Origin of the sequence: Nocardia beijingensis NBRC 16342 (genome assembly GCF_001612785.1) — a bacterium.
GTDB lineage: Bacteria > Actinomycetota > Actinomycetes > Mycobacteriales > Mycobacteriaceae > Nocardia > Nocardia beijingensis.
In genome coordinates, this window is sequence record NZ_BDBC01000010.1 from 434597 (window position 1) to 452892 (window position 18296).

General features: G+C 69.8%; 14 protein-coding genes and 1 tRNA gene. 7 read left to right on the top strand and 8 right to left on the bottom strand.

Annotation, left to right across the window (positions count from 1 at the left end; genetic code table 11):
- Window positions 1–3: 3 nt before the first annotated feature.
- A complete protein-coding gene (locus NB3_RS07245; protein ID WP_067798280.1) occupies window positions 4–1329 on the bottom strand; it encodes a cryptochrome/photolyase family protein in 1326 nt (441 codons plus the stop codon).
- Between the two features lie 152 nt (window positions 1330–1481).
- On the bottom strand, window positions 1482–2081 hold the full coding sequence (locus tag NB3_RS07250) for a lipocalin family protein (protein ID WP_067798283.1): 600 nt from the start codon (window positions 2079–2081) through the stop codon (window positions 1482–1484).
- A 502-nt stretch (window positions 2082–2583) separates the two neighbouring features.
- Here NB3_RS07250 and NB3_RS07255 point away from each other — a divergent pair.
- The gene (locus NB3_RS07255) at window positions 2584–3447 is read left to right on the top strand and encodes a MerR family transcriptional regulator (protein ID WP_067798542.1); all 864 of its coding nucleotides are present in this window, start codon (window positions 2584–2586) and stop codon (window positions 3445–3447) included.
- A gap of 8 nt (window positions 3448–3455) precedes the next feature.
- On the opposite strand, the gene NB3_RS07260 is transcribed toward NB3_RS07255, so the two are convergent.
- On the bottom strand, window positions 3456–4805 hold the full coding sequence (locus NB3_RS07260; protein ID WP_067798286.1) for a TIGR01777 family oxidoreductase: 1350 nt from the start codon (window positions 4803–4805) through the stop codon (window positions 3456–3458).
- 226 nt (window positions 4806–5031) lie between these two features.
- Between NB3_RS07260 and NB3_RS07265 the strand changes: the two genes are divergently transcribed.
- On the top strand, window positions 5032–5838 hold the full coding sequence (locus NB3_RS07265; RefSeq protein ID WP_067798289.1) for a nuclear transport factor 2 family protein: 807 nt from the start codon (window positions 5032–5034) through the stop codon (window positions 5836–5838).
- Window positions 5839–5923: 85 nt separating this feature from the next.
- Here NB3_RS07265 and NB3_RS07270 read toward each other — a convergent pair whose 3' ends face one another.
- Window positions 5924–6853, bottom strand: a complete 930-nt coding sequence (locus tag NB3_RS07270; protein ID WP_067798292.1) for a sterol desaturase family protein — start codon at window positions 6851–6853, stop codon at window positions 5924–5926.
- A 227-nt stretch (window positions 6854–7080) separates the two neighbouring features.
- Between NB3_RS07270 and NB3_RS07275 the strand changes: the two genes are divergently transcribed.
- Together NB3_RS07275 and NB3_RS07280 are read left to right on the top strand one after the other, a co-directional pair.
- Entirely contained in the window at window positions 7081–8238 is a 1158-nt protein-coding gene (locus NB3_RS07275) for a sensor histidine kinase (RefSeq protein WP_244891794.1), read from the top strand.
- Window positions 8235–8906, top strand: a complete 672-nt coding sequence (locus NB3_RS07280) for a response regulator (protein WP_067798295.1) — start codon at window positions 8235–8237, stop codon at window positions 8904–8906. Before NB3_RS07275 ends, NB3_RS07280 begins: the two co-directional genes overlap by 4 nt.
- A 183-nt stretch (window positions 8907–9089) precedes the next feature.
- Here NB3_RS07280 and NB3_RS07285 read toward each other — a convergent pair whose 3' ends face one another.
- Window positions 9090–9896, bottom strand: a complete 807-nt coding sequence (locus tag NB3_RS07285) for a VOC family protein (protein WP_067798298.1) — start codon at window positions 9894–9896, stop codon at window positions 9090–9092.
- Window positions 9897–10555: 659 nt separating this feature from the next.
- Window positions 10556–10629: transfer RNA gene (locus NB3_RS07290), tRNA-Met, on the bottom strand.
- A 536-nt stretch (window positions 10630–11165) separates the two neighbouring features.
- On the opposite strand from NB3_RS07290, the gene NB3_RS07295 reads away from it, so the two are divergent.
- The gene (locus NB3_RS07295; RefSeq protein WP_067798301.1) at window positions 11166–11714 is read left to right on the top strand and encodes a transglycosylase family protein; all 549 of its coding nucleotides are present in this window, start codon (window positions 11166–11168) and stop codon (window positions 11712–11714) included.
- Window positions 11715–11793: 79 nt separating this feature from the next.
- Here NB3_RS07295 and NB3_RS07300 read toward each other — a convergent pair whose 3' ends face one another.
- Window positions 11794–14796 carry a UPF0182 family protein gene (locus tag NB3_RS07300; protein WP_067798548.1) on the bottom strand — a complete coding sequence of 1001 codons (3003 nt, stop codon included), beginning with the start codon at window positions 14794–14796 and terminating at the stop codon, window positions 11794–11796.
- A gap of 210 nt (window positions 14797–15006) precedes the next feature.
- Between NB3_RS07300 and NB3_RS07305 the strand changes: the two genes are divergently transcribed.
- Window positions 15007–15588: a PPA1309 family protein gene (locus NB3_RS07305; protein ID WP_067798304.1), complete on the top strand. Its 582-nt coding sequence runs from the start codon at window positions 15007–15009 to the stop codon at window positions 15586–15588.
- Between the two features lie 139 nt (window positions 15589–15727).
- On the opposite strand, the gene NB3_RS07310 is transcribed toward NB3_RS07305, so the two are convergent.
- Entirely contained in the window at window positions 15728–16753 is a 1026-nt protein-coding gene (locus NB3_RS07310; RefSeq protein ID WP_218020539.1) for a YlbL family protein, read from the bottom strand.
- A 127-nt stretch (window positions 16754–16880) separates the two neighbouring features.
- Between NB3_RS07310 and NB3_RS07315 the strand changes: the two genes are divergently transcribed.
- Window positions 16881–18293 carry a zinc-dependent metalloprotease gene (locus tag NB3_RS07315; protein WP_067798552.1) on the top strand — a complete coding sequence of 471 codons (1413 nt, stop codon included), beginning with the start codon at window positions 16881–16883 and terminating at the stop codon, window positions 18291–18293.
- Window positions 18294–18296 lie beyond the last annotated feature (3 nt).

Genomic DNA, 18296 nt, shown 5'->3' on the forward strand with positions numbered 1-18296 from the left:
CGGTCACATTCCGGCGACGTCGATGATCGGCGCCGGATAGTCCGCCGGATCGACCTTTTCGCGCCACGGACGGTGGACGCGCGCGCCTGGCAGATGCGCCAGCTCGGGGATCCAGCGCCGGACGTACGTGCCGTCCGGGTCGTAGCGCTGCGCCTGGCGCAGCGGATTGAGCACCCGGTTCGGCCTGGTGTCGGTCCCCGTGCCCGCGACCCACTGCCAGTTGAGCTGGTTGTTCGCCAGATCGCCGTCCACCAGCCAGCGCAGGAAGTGCTCCGCGCCCACCCGCCAGTCGACCCGCAGCGACTTGGTCAGGAAGCTGGCCGTGATCAGGCGGGCCCGGTTGTGCATCCAGCCCTCCGCGCGCAGCTGCCGCATGCCCGCGTCCACGATCGGGTGCCCGGTGCGTCCCTCCCGCCAAGCGTCGACGGCCTGCTGGTCGTCGCGCCAGCGGATCGAGCGGGTGCGATAGTCCGACCAGGCCGCGGACGGGCGAGCGGCCAGCAACTGGTGATGGAAGTCGCGCCAGGCCAGCTGCCGGGCGAACGCGTGCCCACCCTCGGTCGCCAGGTCGACCCGGTGCGCCAGCTCCACCGGGGAAACGCACCCGAAATGCAGATACGGCGACAACCGCGAGGTGGCGTCGGCGGCGAGGTCGTCGTTGTCGCGCGCGTAGTGCTCCACCGGGCCGGACAGCCAGTCCCGCAGCAGCTTGCGGCCCGTCGTCTCACCGCCCACGGCGAGCCGCGGCGACGCCGGGCCCGCGCACAAATCGCCCGGGTCCGGCAGCGGCAGGCCGGTCACCCGCGGCACCGTCAGGTCGCGCGGCTTGCCGAGCGGCTCGCGCCGCGGCGCGTCGGACCAGCGCCGGAAATACGGGCCGAATACCGCGAAGTGATCGCGCCCGGTGGCGGGCAGCAGGGTCGCCGGATCGGCGATGGTGACGGTGGCGGGATGCGTGTGCAGCAGGCAGTCGCGACGGGAGAGAAGTTCGCGCAACGCGCGTTCCCGTCGGCGGCTGTAGCCGCTGACGTCGGCGGCGACGTGCACGCTCTCGGCGTGCACCTGCGCCACCACGCGATCGACCTCGGCGGCCACGTCGCCGCGCCGCAGGACCAGGGCGCCGCCGATGGCGCGCAATTCGTCGTCCAGTTCGGTGAGGGCGGCGGCGAGGAACCGGGCGCGGTTGGGCGCGGCGAAGCGGCCGGAGAGGATGGCGTCATCGAGGACGAACAGCGGCACCACCGCGGCGCCCTCCCGGTGCGCCGCGGTGAGCACGGGATTGTCCCGCACCCGTAGATCGCGGGTGAACAAGGCGATCGTGATGGTCATCGCGCACGCTCCCGCCGTACGGCACGGATGGTCATCCTCCAGCCTCCTCGCCGGAACGTGCTCGGCGCCCGTGAGGGCCGCGCCGGGGCGGCAGCGGGCGGCTCAGCCCTACCGCCTGCGACGCGACCCTCGCGAGCGCCGAGCACGGCTGATCAGCTCACGCAGAGGGGGACGATGCGCGACTCACCGCCCGTCGTCGGGGAGGTCAGGTACAGGCACGGGTTCTGGCCTGCCGCGACGATCGCGGCGCGCACCTGCTGCCAGGCGGCGGCGTCGAGCGACGCGGCGCGCGCGAGGACGAATCCGGATGTCCCGCTCGGGTCGGTGACCACCGCCCACGAATAGTCCGGGCCGAGCGCGGTGACGATGTAGTTGGTCGGCCCGTTCAGGCTGTCCTGGGTCGGCACGCCGGGGAAGCTGACGTGCAATTGCGCCCCGGTCTCCCGGTCGTTGACCACCGCGGTGCCGTTGATCTCGTTCTGCGTGTTCGACCACGTGGTGCAGGTATTGCGCACCGCGATGTTCCCTTGCGGATCGAGCGCGTAGTTCGCCTGCGTATCGCGCGCGCAGGCGAGATTGAAGTACTGCGGGACGGCGGCGAGCTGACGCCAGGTGCCCAAGTACCGGTCCAGTTCCAGGCGCGGCACCGGCGCGGGCCCGGCGACCGAGCCCGGCTGCCCCGCGGCTCCGCCCGCGGCCAGCGCCGTGACGGACAGCGCCGACACCACCCCGACGAGCAGTCGGGTCGACATACGCAACGAATCGCGACGGTACACGCTAACTCCTCGTAAATCGGCGACGTAGACCACGTTAGCATAAACGATGCATAATTGATGCATACCTTCCTCCCGGAGGATCGATGACGCCGAGAACAGCGCCCTGTCTCGGGGGCCGCACGACCGCCGGGCGCGGGCGCCGCTCGGCGACACCGCGCGCCGGCCACCGTGGCGTACCCGAGCGACCCCATCCGGCATGCCCGGTCCTCGCTCGGAGCCGAGCCGGCGCGAGGACAGTTCTCCACGAGGACTCGTCGGCCGTAGTCAGCGCGATGCCCGGATGCCGGCACACCGCAATCACCGCCGCAGTACCCCGCCATGGAACGCGGTGGCCTCCGCGTGGCCGTCCCGGCTCGGTTCGCCCGCGCGCCCGCGCGGACCGGCCCGCCGGGCGAGCGAGGGTGACGTGACGCCGCCGCGCGGACCCACCGACCGGCCGGATGGAACGGGTCCCGTGGGCGGCGGGCAGAATAGGGCGATGCCCGCCGGTCCCGTCCCCGTGTCCGACGCGGCCGGATACACGGTGCGCGCGGTCGCCGAACGTCTCGGTATCCCGACCGCGACGCTGCGCAGCTGGAATCGCCGCTACGACATCGGCCCGCCGCAGCATCGCCCGGGGAAGCACCGCTTGTACACCGAGGCCGACATCGCCATGCTCGAGCGGATGCTCACGCTGATCCGCACGGGCGCGAGCCCGGCGGGAGCGGCCGCAGCGGTGCGCGGACCCGCGCCCACCCTCGGCCACCGGGAAGCGCTGCTGGAGGCGGCGTTCGCGTTGGACACCAGCGCGGTGTCCGACCTGATCGAAGCGCATGTCCGCGCGTTCGGTGTGGTGGACACCTGGAATTTGTTGTGCCGTCCTGCTTTCGCCGACATCATCGATCGCCAGCTGAGCGGCGAGGGCTGCATCGATGTGGAGCACTTGCTGTCCTGGTGCGTCATCTCGGTGCTGCACCGGACCGATCCGCCGTCGGCGCCCGCGGGGACGACGCCGGTGGTACTCGCCTGCACCAGCGGAGAAACGCATTCGCTTCCGCTGGAGGTGCTGCGCGCGGCCCTCGCCGAACGCGGCGTCGGGGCGCGGATGCTCGGCGCCGACGTGCCCGCCGCCGCGCTCGCCGACACCCTGGCCCGGTTCGACCACCCCGCAGCCGTGCTGCTGTGGTCGCAGCAGGAGTCCACCGCGCTGACCTCCGCGGTGCGCGCCTGCCTCGACGCGCGGGCCCGGGTCCTGGTCGGCGGTCCCGGATGGGAGGCCGTCTTTCTTCCCGACGGCGTCGCACGCGTCGACAGCCTCCTCGACGCCGCGAACCTGCTCGCCGAGCACGCGTCCGGCGGATGACGCCGTAGTCAGCCCGCGGTCCTGCCGAGCAGATGCCGCAACGCCGGTTCCAAGGCCGGGGTACGGAAGCGGTGACCGGCTTCGGTCAGCCGCGCGGGCACGACGCGCTGGCAGGCGGACGCCACCTCCCGGTTGCCCTCCCGGCCCAGCAGCAGCGCCGGACCGAAACCCGGAACCGGGAACAGCGCGGGCCTGCGCAGCACCGCCGCGAGGACCTGGGTGTATTCCGCGTTCCGGACAGGTTGCGGCGCAACGGCATTGACCGCCCCCGACAATCCGGTGTCCCAGAGCGCCCGATGGTAGACGTCGATCAGGTCATCGATTCCGATCCACGACAGCCATTGCCGACCGCTACCGATGCGCCCGCCGAGCCCGGCCGCGAACAACGGCCGCAACAACCGCAGCGTGCCACCACGCGGGGATTGCACGATCCCGGTCCGCACCCGCACCACCCGCATTCCCGCTTCCGCCGCGGGCTCAGTCGCCGCCTCCCACCCGTCGACCACGTCGGCGAGGAAGCCCCCACCACGCGCCGACTGCTCGGTCAGCGCCTCGTCGCCCCGGTCGGCGCCGTAGTAGCCGATCGCGGACGCGCTCACGAAGACCGGCACCCCCGCCGCGGCCGCCACCGCGGCGAGACCGCGGGTGGGGCCGATCCGGCTGTCGGCGATGGCGCGCTTGTGCCCCTCGGTGAACCGGCCCGCGATGGAGGCTCCGGCCAGATGCACCACCGCATCCACCCCGTCGAACAGATCCGGGGCGGGATCGGCGGTGTCCCACTGTCGTTCGTCCGCGGCGCGGGGCTGGTGCCGGACCAGCCGCAGCACGCGGTGCCCGCCGGTGGACAGGAACGCGACCAGCGCCGAACCGACCGTGCCGGACGCTCCGGTCACCGCGATGGTCTTGTGCACGAATCCTTCGCCCGCCGCCCGCGCGTGGGCCGCGAGATCGCCGGCGAGCTGACGGTGGCGGTAGGCGAACATCGGCCGCAGCACCGCGGCGGGCACCGGCGCGTCCACCCGGTCCATCACCCGCGTGCGCGTCTCGTCGACGACCTCGAAATCGTGGGTGTGCCGCCACGGGAGCAGTCCGGCGGGCAGCGACCCGATGCCGTCGACGGTCACCGCGTCGACGAACCGGCGTGGCGGGTCGTATTCGCGGGAGTCGTGCCTGGCCACCCAGCGCAGCCCGCCGGGAAGTCCGAGCACCGCCTGCCCGTCGCAGAGCGAGTCCGCTTCCGCGCGCGGCGACACCGGTTGCCATGGCGGCGCGAGGCGAGTGAGAGCGCCGGGGCGCGCGTGCCACGCGAACACCTCGGAACGGGGTAGATCGATGACGCTCGCGTACTCGATACCCATGCCCCGACTGTAGTCCGAAAGGGAGGAAATGCAGCATTTCCGCATCGTTTTTCGCACACGATCGGACAAGAGTAGGCGTCGGTCACAGATCAGCTAATTCCATGCAATCGGTCGGCCCGTCGAGTTCCGAGCAGTACACGAGCCCCACGAACACCAGATGCCGCGCCGAAATTAGAACTTGTTCTACCATGTGTCGAGTTCTGCTCACGTCGACGGAGGTTCCGCCATGCCGCTGGATCACTCGGGCGCAGCGCTGCTGGCGGCCGTCGAAGCGTCGCCGCGCGCGGTCGCGGCGCACGACAAGTCCGCGTGGGTCGGCCTGTTCGCTCCCGGCGCGGAGGTCAACGACCCGGTGGGCTCGCGTCCGCACATCGGCCGCGTCGCCATCGAACGCTTCTACGACACCTTCATCGGGCCGAACACCATCGCGTTCCGGGTCGACCGCGACCTGGTTCATCCGCCGATGGTGGTGCGCGACCTGACCATCGTCACCACGATGTCCACCGGCGCCACCGTCTTCGTCCCGATGCATCTGCGCTACCGGCTGGTCGAGCTGGACGGCGTCTGGAAGATCGCCTACCTGGCCGCACACTGGGAGCTGGCCGGCATGATCCGGCAGCTGCTGCGCACCGGGCTGCCCGGCATCGCCGCCGCGTTGCGGCTCGGGCCGCAGCTGGTCGTCAACCAGGGCGTCGGCGGCGCACTCGGCATGCTGCAAGCGCTCGGCGGCGTCGGCCGTCGCGGAAAGCGGGCTACGACAAGGCTTTTCGCCGCCGCGGCGAGCACCGACCTGAGCCGTGTGCGCGAGCTGCTGGGGCAGCGGGTCGACATCGAACTGCCCGCGGGCACGCCGGTATCGGCGGAGGAATTCACGAATCGAGCGCGAAACATGCGCTGGAGCAAGGTGATCGCGGCCGGGCGCACCGTCACGGCGAGTGTGCGGCTCGGCGCGGTATCCGGGGTAGCGGTCGTCGAGTTCGCGACCGGCGGCGACGGCATCGCGAGTCTGCGGTTCTACCTCGATCCCGCCTGATCCGGGCCGGCATCACCCGCGCGGCGCGCGCTCCACACGCCGGAGCCGGACGGCTCACACCGCCCGGCTCCGGAGCCTCCGTCGTTCAGGACGCGAGTTGCACGGCTGGGACCTGCTCCTCCGCGGCAGCGGGCGGCGGCTCCGCCACCGAGACGGTCGGCGCGGGGTGCTCGGTCCAGCCGGGCGGGCCGAAGATGTACCCTAGCCGCCCCCGCCAGGTGGTCGCGCCGCGCACGTCGCGGATCAGCGCCGCCAATTCGTGGTAGTTGACCTTCAGCGGATTGTCGGTGCCGATGTTCTTGGTGAGTCCGTAGCGGACCGGCTCCGACTCGGCGGCGAAGCTGCCGAACAGGCGATCCCAGATGATGAGGATGCCGCCGTAGTTCTTGTCGATGTAGGGCTTGTTCGAGCCGTGGTGCACACGGTGGTGCGAGGGGGTGTTGAACAGGAACTCGATCGGGCGCGGCAGCGTCTTCACCCGCTGGGTGTGAATCGGGAACTGGTAGAGCAGCCCGATGCCTTGCAGCAGGAAGATCATCCAGGCCGGGAAGCCGAGCAGCGCTGCGGGCACCCACGCCAGGCCGCGCAGGATGTTGGGGACCGGATGCAGCCAGGAGAGGCGGATGGCGGTGGAGAGGTTGAAGTGCTCGCTGGAGTGGTGCACGTTGTGCGCGGTCCACATCAGCCGCACCCGGTGATCGGCGCGGTGCGCCCAGTAGTAGCAGAGATCCGTCACGATCAGGCCGAGCACCCAGACCCACCACGATCGCGGCGACAGGTGCAGCGGTGTGATCGCCGCGGCGACGACCACCGCCGAGAACGGCACCGCGTACTGCATCAGCGGCTTGGTCAGCCTGCCCAACGTGAACGTCGCCACGTTGGAGGCGGTGTCGCGGCCCGATCCCCCGTTGCCGGACCGGTCGGGATCACGCCGGTAGGCGATCCACTCCACCAGCATGAGCACCGCGAATGCTGGTATGGCATAGGTCAGCAACTCGAACTCCACACGGCCCATGGGACACTCCTTCGTCGTCTGCCGTCGGCCTCCGACGCTACGGGCTCGTGCCTGGGAAAACATCGCGCCGCCGAGGGACTTCGCGTCCCCCGCGCGGGGGACGCGGGCGCGCAGGCGCACCGGCAGAGTTGTCGACCGTGCGTCGTCTTCCGGGGAGGTCCCGATCATTAGGATCACCCTCAGGACGGGCACCGGAACCAGACGGAGGCGGTGACGAACTGTTGGACGTGAGCAGGTCGCTGGCGCGTCAGTCGGTGATCGTCGCCGTGGTGGCCGCCACCATCGACGCGGTGGTGCTCGGCCTGTGCGGCGTGTTCGCGGTGGCGCCGTGGCAGACGGTCGCCGCCATCATCGCGATCGTCGCCGCCGATCTCGCCTTGGCCGCGCCGCCCCGGACGGCGGGCGTGGTCGCGGTCGTACAGGTGCTGGTGCGCCTGCTGGCCGCGCTGCTGCTGTACCGGCACGGATTCCCGGTGCGATTCGCCGACGTCGGGTTCCTGGTGGCCGGATACCGCGCGGGAGCATGGCTCGCCGGGCCGACTTCCGTGCTCACCATGTTGCTGCTGTGCGCGGGAGTCGCGGGGGCGCACCTGCGCACCGACAGCGCCGCGGCGCACGACTGGAGGATATTGCTCGCCACGACCGTCTCCGCGGGTTGCGTGCCCTGGCTGGTCGGCCGCTATACGGCGGCGCGCGGCTCCTACATCGCCGATCTGGAGCAGCGGGCGCGCTTGCGGCAGCAGGAGCACCGGACGGCCGTGGAGCGCGCGGTCACCGAGGAACGGGCGGCCATCGCCCGCGACCTGCACGACGTGATCTCCCATCACGTCAGCGCGATCGGCATCCACGCCGGTGCGGCGCGGCTGGCCCTCGGCGGGACGGCGAACGCGGCCGCCGCCCGATCGCTGTCCGCGGTGGAGTCCAGCAGCAGGGCCGCGATGGTCGATCTGCGCCGCCAGCTGGACCTGCTGCACGGCCGCGAGGACGATGGTCAGCGCCAGCCCGGACTCGCCGATATCGACGGGCTGATCGAGCACGTGCGCGCGGCGGGGCTGGACGTCGAGACGGACGTGCGCGGCGAGGCGGTGGAACTGCCGGACTCGCTGAACATCACCCTGTACCGCATCGTGCAGGAAATGCTGACCAACGCCCTGCGGCACGGGGACGGCACACACGCGCGCCTGGAGGTGGAGTACCTGCCGAAGCGGGTCACGCTGCGCGCCACCAATCCCCTCGCCTCCGGTCCGGTCACCGCCGACGCCTCGGTCCAACGCGGCCTGAACGGAATCCGCCGCCGCGCCGAGCTCTTCGACGGCGAACTGCACTTCGGCCACGACGCCACGCACTGGCACACCACCGTGTCGGTGCCGATCGGAGGATCGTGAACCCGCCCATCCGCGTCCTGATCGCCGACGACCACAGCGTGTTCCGCTCCGGCCTGCGCGCCGTCGTCGACAGCCAGCCGGACCTGGATTGCGTCGCCGAGGTGAGCGACGGCCACGCCGCGATCAGCGAGACCGCCCTGGTGCGTCCGGACGTCGCGATCCTCGACGTCCGGATGCCGAAGCTGGACGGCCTCGCCGCCACCGCCGCGATCGTCGCCGCGGGCGGCACGCACGTCCTGGTGCTCACCACCTACGACAGCGACGCCAACCTGTATCGCGCCCTGCAAGCGGGCGCGAGCGGGTTCCTGTTGAAAAGCCTGCCGCCGGAGGAACTGGTCACGGCCATCCGGATCGCGGCGCGCGGCGACGCGCTGATCGACCCGTCGATGACCCGCCGCCTCGTCTCCCGCTTCGCGAACACGCTCGCACCGCCGCGCACCCCGCCGGAGGTCCAACAGCTCACCGCCCGCGAACTCGAGGTGCTGCTGCTGCTCGCCGACGCGCGCAGCAATGCCGAGATCGCCGCGCAGCTCGGCGTCGGCGAGGAGACGGTGAAGACCCACGTCTCCCGCATCCTCGCCAAACTCGGCGTCCGCGATCGCATCCACGCCGTGGTCTACGCCCATCAACACGGCCTGGTGGCGCCGGGATCCGCGCGCTCCGACTGACCCGGGTATACCGACCGTCGCCTGGACCTCGACGAATCGCCGCACCCGTCGGCACGAGCGTCGTTCATGAGTCGTGTCGACCAGACCCTACGTTCCCCTCGCCGCGAGCCGCGGAGCCCGCCGAAACGATTGCCGCGGCGGCGACAACCGAGCGCGGCGGCTCGGTTGTCGGCGCCGGACGACTCACGCGCCGCTCGGCGGCTCCCCGACGGTCGTCGTCGGATCGATGACGCCGAACACCTCGCCCTGCGGCCCCTGGACGATGCCCATGCGGCCGAAGGGGCTGTCGTCGGGTCCGGTCATGACGGTGGCGCCGAGCTCGCGCGCCTTGGCGAGCGCGTCGTCGGTGTCGCCGACCTGGAACCAGGCCAGCCAGTACGACGGATTGTCGCCCGGCATCTTCGTCGAGTCGTTGACGCCGCCGACGGCGTCGCCGTCGGGCGCCAGGCTGAACGTGGAGTAGACGAAGTTCTCGCCGTCGCCGATCTCGGTGTAGTGCCAGCCGAACACCTCGGCGTAGAACTGCTGGGCCTGCTTGTAGTCGCTGGTGTGCAGCTCGTTCCAGCAGTAGGCGCCGTGCTCGTTGTAGATCCCCGCGCCGCTGTGGGCCTTGGCCTCCCAGATGCCGAAGACCGCGCCGGTGGGGTCGGCGCCGACGACCATGCGGCCGACATCGAGCACGTCGAACGGTTGCATCATCAGCGAACCGCCCGCGGCGTTCACCTTCTCCGCGACGGCGTCGACGCTGTCGGCGGCCAGGTAGGTGGTCCACACCGAGGGCATCGGCATGCCTTCCGGCTTGGGTCCGATGCCCGCGGCCGCGCGGCCGTTGCGCATCGCCATCAGATAACCCCCCGCCTCGGGCGGGCTGTCTTGGATGTCCCAGCCGAAGAGTGCGCCGTAGAATTCGCGGGCGCGTGCCGGGTCGTCGACCTGGCAGTCGACCCAGCACGGTGTTCCCTGCGGCCAGCTTCCGTCATGAGTGGGCATTGCGGGTGCCTCCTGATACGGGTTGCCGATCTCCGGCCGAGACAGCCGGCACACGGCTAGTCAACCACCAGCATTCCGTTGGAGTGGGCGAATCGGCCGAGCACTCCGGTCCGGTTCGCAAGCCTGGAACCCAGGCGAAAAAACCCCCTACACAGATCAGTCCCCGGTAGTCTTCGTCGTTCCGTGAGCCTCAGTCGTCGCTGACGGCTCCGGTTCTCGACTGGCTTGCCGGGGGCCTAGCCGGATCCTGTATCGGTGTCTTCACTGCCTGCCGACGTCTCAGCTGACAGTGCGCTCACCGACCGTTGTTTCCGGTGTAATGACTAGTTTCCTCCACTTTTTCCGCTAGTCAAGAGGTCGGCGACACGAATTCTCCGATCTGCGCGGGCATCCCGACAGCCGCGCGGCGGGTGGACGTGCGCGAGCACACCCACCGCAACCATCCACCGTCCATCCCACCGTCGACACCGGATCCGTCACCTCGGACATGATGAGCGCGCCGAACCGATCCGACGGCCGTGCGGGAACGGTTGCACCGGGAGCAGGCCCGGCGACCGCCTCCGCCCGGCTGGAGGTAGCCGCGGATGGGTGAAGATGCCGCAACGTTTCCCGATCAACGCAAAACGGCCCCGGAACCAGTGTTCCGGGGCCGTTCCTAGTAGCGGGGACAGGATTTGAACCTGCGACCTCTGGGTTATGAGCCCAGCGAGCTACCGAGCTGCTCCACCCCGCGTCGGTGAACACAACATTACACACGGGTTCGCAGAGTCTGCAAATCGCCAGCTCAGGTGCGGTTTCGAGAAGTTGAACAGACCGCGTGACAGCCAACGCAACGCCGTCGACGGACGGGAACGCACCGGACAATCCGACGGCGGTGATATTCCCCCCGTCGCAACACCGCGCCCAGAAGATTCACCACCGAATGCCCACTTCAAACGTGACCTACTTCACCATTTCGCGGTGATCTCACTCACATAACAATGCGATAACTTCGCAAGGATTCCGCGTGTTGACGACGTTTCCCACCTGGTAAAACACCGATATTCGGGTTATTCGCTTCATGCAATTCCGGCGTTATCAAGATGTGATCTGCTGAGAATTCTTCGTTACCGTCACTCCACGGCCCGGATCATCCGAGACGGGCTAGAACTCGAACCGCCGAACACCGGTGACCCTGTCCCGCGGTTCGAGGATCCCCGACGACCTGGGGACAGGGGCGCGGCAGAAAGCCAGATCGCCGTGCCGGCGGGCGCAGGGAGGGAAACGACCATGACTGAGAACCGGAAGATCAGCACCCGCGCCATCGGCTTCGCCGCCATCACCGGCGCTCTTGTTGCCGTCCCGTTCGCATTCTCCACCGCTTCCGCCTCCGCGGCCGCCACCCACGATTGGGACGGCGTCGCCCAGTGCGAGAGCGGTGGCAACTGGGGGATCAACACCGGAAACGGCTACTACGGTGGCCTGCAGTTCTCGCAGAGCACCTGGGCCGCCAACGGCGGCAGGGGCTCGGCGCACACCGCCAGCAAGGAAGAGCAGATCCGCGTGGCGGAGAACGTGCTCGCCAGCCAGGGCCCCGGAGCGTGGCCGACGTGCGGCAAGTTCCTGCGTCCCGGCACCTCCGAGCCCGAGCCGCTGGTCCAGGCCGAAGAACTCCCCACCGTGCCCGAGCCCGCCCAGCCGGCCGTGAGCGCCGCGCAGTCTTTGGTCGAGCAGGCCCAGTCCGCCGCGGGCGAGCTGGCCGAGCAGTACGGCTTCAAGGGCCAGTTCGAGCAGATCGTGAGCCAGAACAGCGCGCTGATCGACTCCCTCGGTCGCTGACGCATCCCGCGCACAACGAAAGACGCCGCCATCGCGATGATGGCGGCGTCTTTCGTTGTGTCCCGCGAACGGGCGCTACTCAGCGACCGGCGTCCTGGTACGCCTTGACGGCGGCTTCCAGTTCGTCCAGCGCCCGGCCGAAGTCCTGGAAATTCCCGCTGCGCATGGCATTACGCGCATTCTCGATCTTGCGGTTGAGTTCGGCCGCGGCGGCGTCCTTGGCGGCGGACGAGCCCGTCGCCGGCGGCGGCACCGAGGCGGGCGGCGGGGTCGAGGCGTTGCTCGTCCCGTTGTTGCCCTGCTCGGCGGGCGCCGGAGTGGTGCCGGGCTTGGGCCTGGTGCCCGAGTCGCCGCCGAACGGCGTCGCCAGCGCGCCCGCACCGGGGATCACCTGGTTCAGCGCATCCGCCAACGTCGAGGCGTAGCCCACCTTGACGTTGCCCGCCTCGTCCCGGTAGCTCACCAGCACCCGCAGCAGCTGCGGGAAGGTCGCCGTGTTCGGGCCGGTGTTGCGTTCGTTGTAGAACGGCTCCACATAGAGAATGCCGCCGTCGGCGACCGGCAAGGTCAGCAGATTGCCATATTTGATCTTGTTCGAATTGGACAGCAGCGTTTTCTCCCGCGACACCTCCGGCGAGGTCGTCATCCGGTTCTGCGTCTGCTGCGGACCCAATGTCTGTGTGTCCGTGGGCAATCGAAGAATCGTGAATTTGCCGTAGCCGTCCGGGTCGGAACGCACCGAGATATAGGCCGCGAGATAGGGCCGGTTGTAGCCGGTCATCGCGCTGGTCAAATTGAACGTGGGCTTGTTCGTTTTCGGATCGCCCAGCAGCACGTAATACGGCGGCTGGTTGGCGGTGGTCCCGCCCTCGGTGGTCGGGTCGGCGGGAACCGACCAGAACGCGTTGTTGGTGAAGAACTCCCGGGGATCGTCCACGTGATACTTCGACAGCATCTCGCGCTGGACCTTGAAGAGATCCTCCGGATAGCGGAAGTGCGCCCGCAGCTCCGGCGAGATCTCGCTCTCCGGCTTCACCGCGCCGGGGAACACTCCGCGCCAGGCCTTCAGCACCGGATCCGACGAGTCCACCTCGTAGAGGGTGACGCTGCCGTCGTACGCGTCGACCGTCGCCTTCACCGAGTTGCGGATGTAGCTGACCTCCTTGCGCGGCAGCAGGCGCCCGGTCTTCTTGTCGATGCTGTCCTCCAGCGCGCCCTCCAGCGAGGTGGTCTGCGCGTACGGGTAGTTGTCCAGCGTGGTGTAGGCGTCCACGATCCAGACGATGCGTCCGCCGACCACTGCGGGGTAGGCGTTGCCGTCGGTGGTCAGCCAGGGCGCGACCTTCTGCACCCGCTCGCGCGGGCTGCGGTTGAAGATGATCTTGGAGTCGTCGCCGATGGCCGAGGAGAACAGGATGTTGCGCTCGGCGTACTTGGCCGCGAAGGCCAGGCGGTTGAACCAGTTGCCGATCGGCACGCCGCCCTTGCCGGTGTAGGTGTACTGCGCGGTGTCGGAGTCGTACTCGCGCGGACGCTGACCGTCCATCGCGCCGACGATCGCGTAGTCCGGGTTCGCCTGCGAGATCAGCTCGCCGAAGTAGACGCGCGGCTGGTCCACCTTGATCCGCTGCTTGTCCGCGGGCGTGAACAGGTCGCTCACCATGAAGATCGGGTAACCGCCGTCACCGCTGCCCCCAGCGGCGTTCGGATCGTCCGACGGCGGCTTGTTCACCCGGTTGGCCGGCGCGGCGACGAAGCCGTTGCCGTGGGTGTACACGGTGTGCCGGTTGATCCAGTCGGTCTGGTTGCCGCTCAGCGCCGCGGGCGAGAGCTCGCGGGCGGCGACGATGTAGTCCTGTACGTCACCGTCGAGGTTGTAGCGGTCGATGTCCAGCGACTCCGGGAAGCCGTAGAAGTTCTTCAGCTGGCGCAGCTGGGTGAAAGTGGGCGAGAGGATGTTCGGGTCGAGCAGCCTGGCGTTGCCGATGGTCGCAGCGTCCACCGGCACCTCGAGCGGGCTCTTGCTGCTCTCGCCCTTGTAGTCCTTGTAATCGATCCTGTCGTCGGTGATGCCGAACGCCTGCCTGGTCGCGGCGATATTGCGTTCGATGTACTCGCTCTCCTTGTCCGCGGCGTTCGGACGCACCGAGAACTGTTCGACCACCAGCGGCCACACCGCGCCGACCAGGATCGAGGACAGCACCAGCAGGGCGGCGGCCATCGCCGGCACCCGCAGATCGCGCAGCACGATGCCGGCGAAGAAGGCCAGCGCGCAGATCACCGCGATGGACAGCAGGATCAGCTTGGCGGGCAGCACCGCGTTGATGTCGGTGTACGAACCGCCGGTGAAGGTGGGTTCCTTGCGGCTGCTGGAGAGCAGTTCGTACCGGTCGAACCAGTAGGCGATGGCCTTGAGCAGCACGAACAACCCGGCCAGCACGGCGAGCTGGATGCGCGCCGGGCGGGTGAGCGTGCCCTCGCGGCCGCTCAGGCGCAACCCGCCGAAGACGTAGTGGGTGACCAGGCTGGCGAAGAACGCGATGACCACCGCGACGAAAAGCCAGTTCAGCACCATGCGGTAGAAGGGCAGGTCGAAGGCGTAGAAGCCGACGTCGAGGCCGAACTCCGGGTCCTTCTCACCGAACGATCCGCCGTTGAGGAACAGCTGCACCGTCACCCAGTTCGACTGCGCCACCAGACCCGACAGCAGGCCCAGCAGCACCGGGATGCCGACGCCGAACAGCCGCAGCCTGCTCATCACGGTGGTGCGGTAGCGCGCGATCGGATCGTTCGGGCCCGCCACCGGCACGAACACCGGCCTGGAGCGGTAGGCCAGCAGCAGCGCCAGCCAGACCACGAGTCCGACGAAGGCCGCCACGACGAGGAATAGCAGCACGCGGGTCCGCAGCACCGTGAGATACACGTTGCGGAAGCCGACCTCGCCGAACCACAGCCAATTCGTGTAGGTGTCCGTCAACCGCGGCCCGAGCAGCAGCAACGCCGCGAGCACGATGGCCGCCACCAGCAGCACACGGCTGCGTCGGGACAGCGAAGGTAAGCCGGTGGGGGGCCGCATGCCCACGATGCCACTCTCCAAGGTCCGGCGACGCTCGCACCGAGAGGCCCGGCCGATGCGCCGCAGTCCGATGTTGCGGGTGGTCCTTCCGGACCGTCCCGGCCCACTCTACGGAAATCGGACACCATGCAGCTGGCAGGGTTGCGCTTGCCGCGCCGGGGAACCGATCGCCCGGGTTCGCGGCTGCGTGCGCCTGCGGTTTGGTTGGATGTTCGCGTGACCCCAGACCTGCACGCCGAACTCGTCCTTGCCCGATCCGTCCGGGAGGTGGCGGAATTCGTCGATGCCGAGGGGTGGGGCCGTCCCCCGCAGATGTTCGCCTTGGTGCCGACCGCCGACCTGGTCGCGGCGCAGCCGGAACTGGAGGATCAGCTCGACGAGGGCGGCGAGCTGACGCCGGTCGCCCAGGAGGCGTTCCCGGACGACATCACCGGCGGCTCGATCGCCTTGGACGAATTCCTGGCCACCACCAGCTGGCCGCCCGCCGTCCGCGGGTGCGTGCTGGTGCAGGAGATCGTGGTGCTCCCGCCGGACGCCGAGTCGACCCTCGACGACGCGCTCGCCCCGCTGCTGGCCGATCACGACGCCGCCGACGCGGCCGCGCGCGCCGCCGCCGAAGCGCACCCGGAGCGCAGGGAGGCCCGGTTGTTCGCCGCGGTGCTGCGCGACGGCGCGTCGCTGTGCCTGTTGCAGCTGCGCCCCGAGGACGACGCGGACGACTTCGGCGACCTCGACCTGCGCACCTATCCGAACCTGGCGCCGAACCTCGTCGAGGCGCTGCACCACACGCTCGAGTGAACTAACGCCAGACCTCGAGGAGCCACAGCCCCACTCCGCTGGGATCGCGCGGGCAGCGCTCACCGGCCGGGATCGCGCCGCGGTCGCGGAGTGCACCCGCGTGGCTACCGGTGCGGATCACCGCCATCCCGGTGCCGCGTCACCCGCAGCTGGCCGGTTCCTTGCCGGTGTTGATCTCGTTGAGCGACTGCACCGCGCCGCTGAGGTTCTCGATGCGCACCAGCCGCAGACCGTCGGGAGTCCGCTGCCTGGCTTCGTCGCAGTTGGCGGCGGGGACGAGGAACGTCTCCGCGCCCGCTTCCCGCGCGGCCATCATCTTGTACTGGATACCGCCGATCGGCCCGACCTTGCCGTCCTGATCGATGGTCCCGGTACCGGCGACGAACTTGCCGCCGTCCAGCTCGCCAGGGGTGAGCTTGTCGATCAGGGCCAAGCTGAACATCAGGCCCGCCGACGGACCTCCGATGTCGGCGAGGTTGAACGCGACCTCCAGCGGCGGCCGGGCGCCTTCACCCGGCGTCACGCCCAGGTAGCCCTTGGCCGGGTCGTCCGGGCGGGCGCCGAGCACGATCGTCGCGGTCTGCTCGGCGTTGTCGCGGCGGAACACCACGGTCAGCGTGCTGCCCGGCGCTTGGGCTCCGACCGCCGTGACGACGTCCTTCGGCGTCGTCACGGGCGTGCCGTTGATGCTGATCAGTTCGTCACCGGCGCGCAGCGCGTCACGGGCGGGCCCGTCGTCGGCCACCTTGCGCAGCAGCACGACCGTGGGCAGGTTCAGGTAGTGCAGGGCGGCGACCTCGGCGTTGCCCTCGGAGTTCTTGAAGTCCTCCTGGTTGGACTTGTCGATCTCCTCCCGCGAGACGTTGGGCGGGTAGACCTCCGAGCGCGGCACCAGGCCGTGCTTTCCGCTGGCCCAGAAGCCGAACGCCTCGAAGATGCTCAGCCCGTCACGCACCGACACCGTGGTCATGTTGAGATGGCCCGTGGTCGGATCGACCTCGGTGCCCCGCACGTCGACGACGTCCTTGCCGTCCACCGTGCCGAGGGTGTTGAAGGTGGGACCGGGCCCGAGTGCGACGAACGGCACAGTCAGCACACTGCCGACGACACCGAGCACGAGGACCGGGATCAGGGCGGCCACCAGGGTGAGGATCCGACGATTCACCCGGACCACAGTAGTGACAGCCGGGCGCCGGAGTGGCCGGAGGCGGTCATTTCGGCCCGCCGCGCCGCCGCCGATTTCGCGCCGCGCGAACACAGGGATGCTGTGCTACCCGCGTAACGTGAAGACCATGAACGACCTCCCCTTCGGATTCTCGAACCGCGACGACGACGATCACAAGCGCGGTGACGAGCCGAGCGGTCCCGGCCCGAACGATCCGTTCGGTTTCGGTATCGGTGGGTCCGGCGCGGGCGGATTCGACCCGGCGCAGCTCGGGCAGATGCTGACCTCGCTCGGCCAGATGCTCAGTGGCATGGGGCAACCGGGCTCGGCGCAGGCCGGGCCGGTGAACTACGACGTCGCCAAGCGGCTGGCCCGCCAGCAGCTCGGCTCGGCCGTCGCCCCGGTGAGCTCGGGCGCCGCGAGCGCGGTGGCCGATGCCGCGCACCTCGCCGAACTCTGGCTCGACAGCGCGACCACCCTGCCCGCCGGCGCCACCAAGACGGTCGCGTGGACCGCCAACGACTGGATCGAGCAGACCCTGCCCACCTGGCAGCGGCTGTGCGACCCGGTCGCCGAGCAGATCTCGGGCATGTGGACCGCGGCGCTGCCGGAGGAGGCCAGGCAATTCGCCGCGCCGATGGTCGGCATGCTCGGCCAGATGGGCGGCTTGGCCTTCGGATCGCAGCTCGGCCAAGCGCTCGGCCAGCTCGCCAAAGAGGTGCTGACCTCCACCGACATCGGTCTCCCGCTCGGCCCCACCGGCACCGCGGCGCTGCTGCCGAGCGCGATCTCGGAGTTCAGCGCCGGACTGGAGCAGCCGGAAAGCGAGATCCTGGTGTTCCTCGCCGCGCGTGAGGCCGCCCACCAGCGGCTGTTCGCGCACGTGCCGTGGCTGCGTCAGCAGGTGCTCGGCGCGGTCGAGGACTACGCGCGCGGCATCCGGATGGACTTCTCCGCGATGGAGCAGGCCGCGCAGAACATCGATCCGATGTCGCTGACCGACCCGTCGAAGCTCGAGGAGATCCTGGCCCAGGGCACGTTCGAGCCGCAGACCACACCCGAGCAGAAGCAGGCGCTGGAGCGGCTGGAAACGCTGCTGGCGCTCATCGAGGGCTGGGTGCAGGTGGTCGTCGCCGACGCCGTGGGCGACCGTCTGCCCGGCGCCGGCGCGCTGGCGGAGACGCTGCGCAGGCGGCGCGCCACCGGCGGGCCCGCGGAACAGACCTTCGCCACGCTGGTCGGGCTGGAGTTGCGTCCGCGCAAGCTGCGCGAGGCGGCGGCGCTGTGGCGCAGGCTCACCAGCGACGCGGGCCTGACCGCCCGCGACCGCGTGTGGGCGCACCCGGACCTGCTGCCGGATTCCGACGACCTGGACTCCCCCGCCGGTTTCATCGACTCGGTCATCGGCGGCGGCGCCACCGTCTTCGACGACCCGCTGGCGCAGTTGGCCGAAACCGAGGCTCGTGAGCGCGCCGCACGCGAGGGCAAGGACGACGACAGCGGGGCCGACCAGGGCGAAGAAGGCGGCACATCGTCCTGATCC

Bases quoted from the DNA above. Each gene is read 5' to 3' on its own strand.
- NB3_RS07260 (WP_067798286.1), bottom strand. From the start codon at position 4,805: ATGGGTATCGAGTACGCGAGCGTCATCGATCTACCCCGTTCCGAGGTG.
- NB3_RS07315 (WP_067798552.1), top strand. From the start codon at position 16,881: ATGAACGACCTCCCCTTCGGATTCTCGAACCGCGACGACGACGATCAC.
- NB3_RS07265 (WP_067798289.1), top strand. From the start codon at position 5,032: ATGCCGCTGGATCACTCGGGCGCAGCGCTGCTGGCGGCCGTCGAAGCG.
- NB3_RS07285 (WP_067798298.1), bottom strand. From the start codon at position 9,896: ATGCCCACTCATGACGGAAGCTGGCCGCAGGGAACACCGTGCTGGGTC.
- NB3_RS07270 (WP_067798292.1), bottom strand. From the start codon at position 6,853: ATGGGCCGTGTGGAGTTCGAGTTGCTGACCTATGCCATACCAGCATTC.
- NB3_RS07295 (WP_067798301.1), top strand. From the start codon at position 11,166: ATGACTGAGAACCGGAAGATCAGCACCCGCGCCATCGGCTTCGCCGCC.
- NB3_RS07255 (WP_067798542.1), top strand. From the start codon at position 2,584: ATGCCCGCCGGTCCCGTCCCCGTGTCCGACGCGGCCGGATACACGGTG.
- NB3_RS07245 (WP_067798280.1), bottom strand. From the start codon at position 1,329: ATGACCATCACGATCGCCTTGTTCACCCGCGATCTACGGGTGCGGGAC.
- NB3_RS07250 (WP_067798283.1), bottom strand. From the start codon at position 2,081: ATGTCGACCCGACTGCTCGTCGGGGTGGTGTCGGCGCTGTCCGTCACG.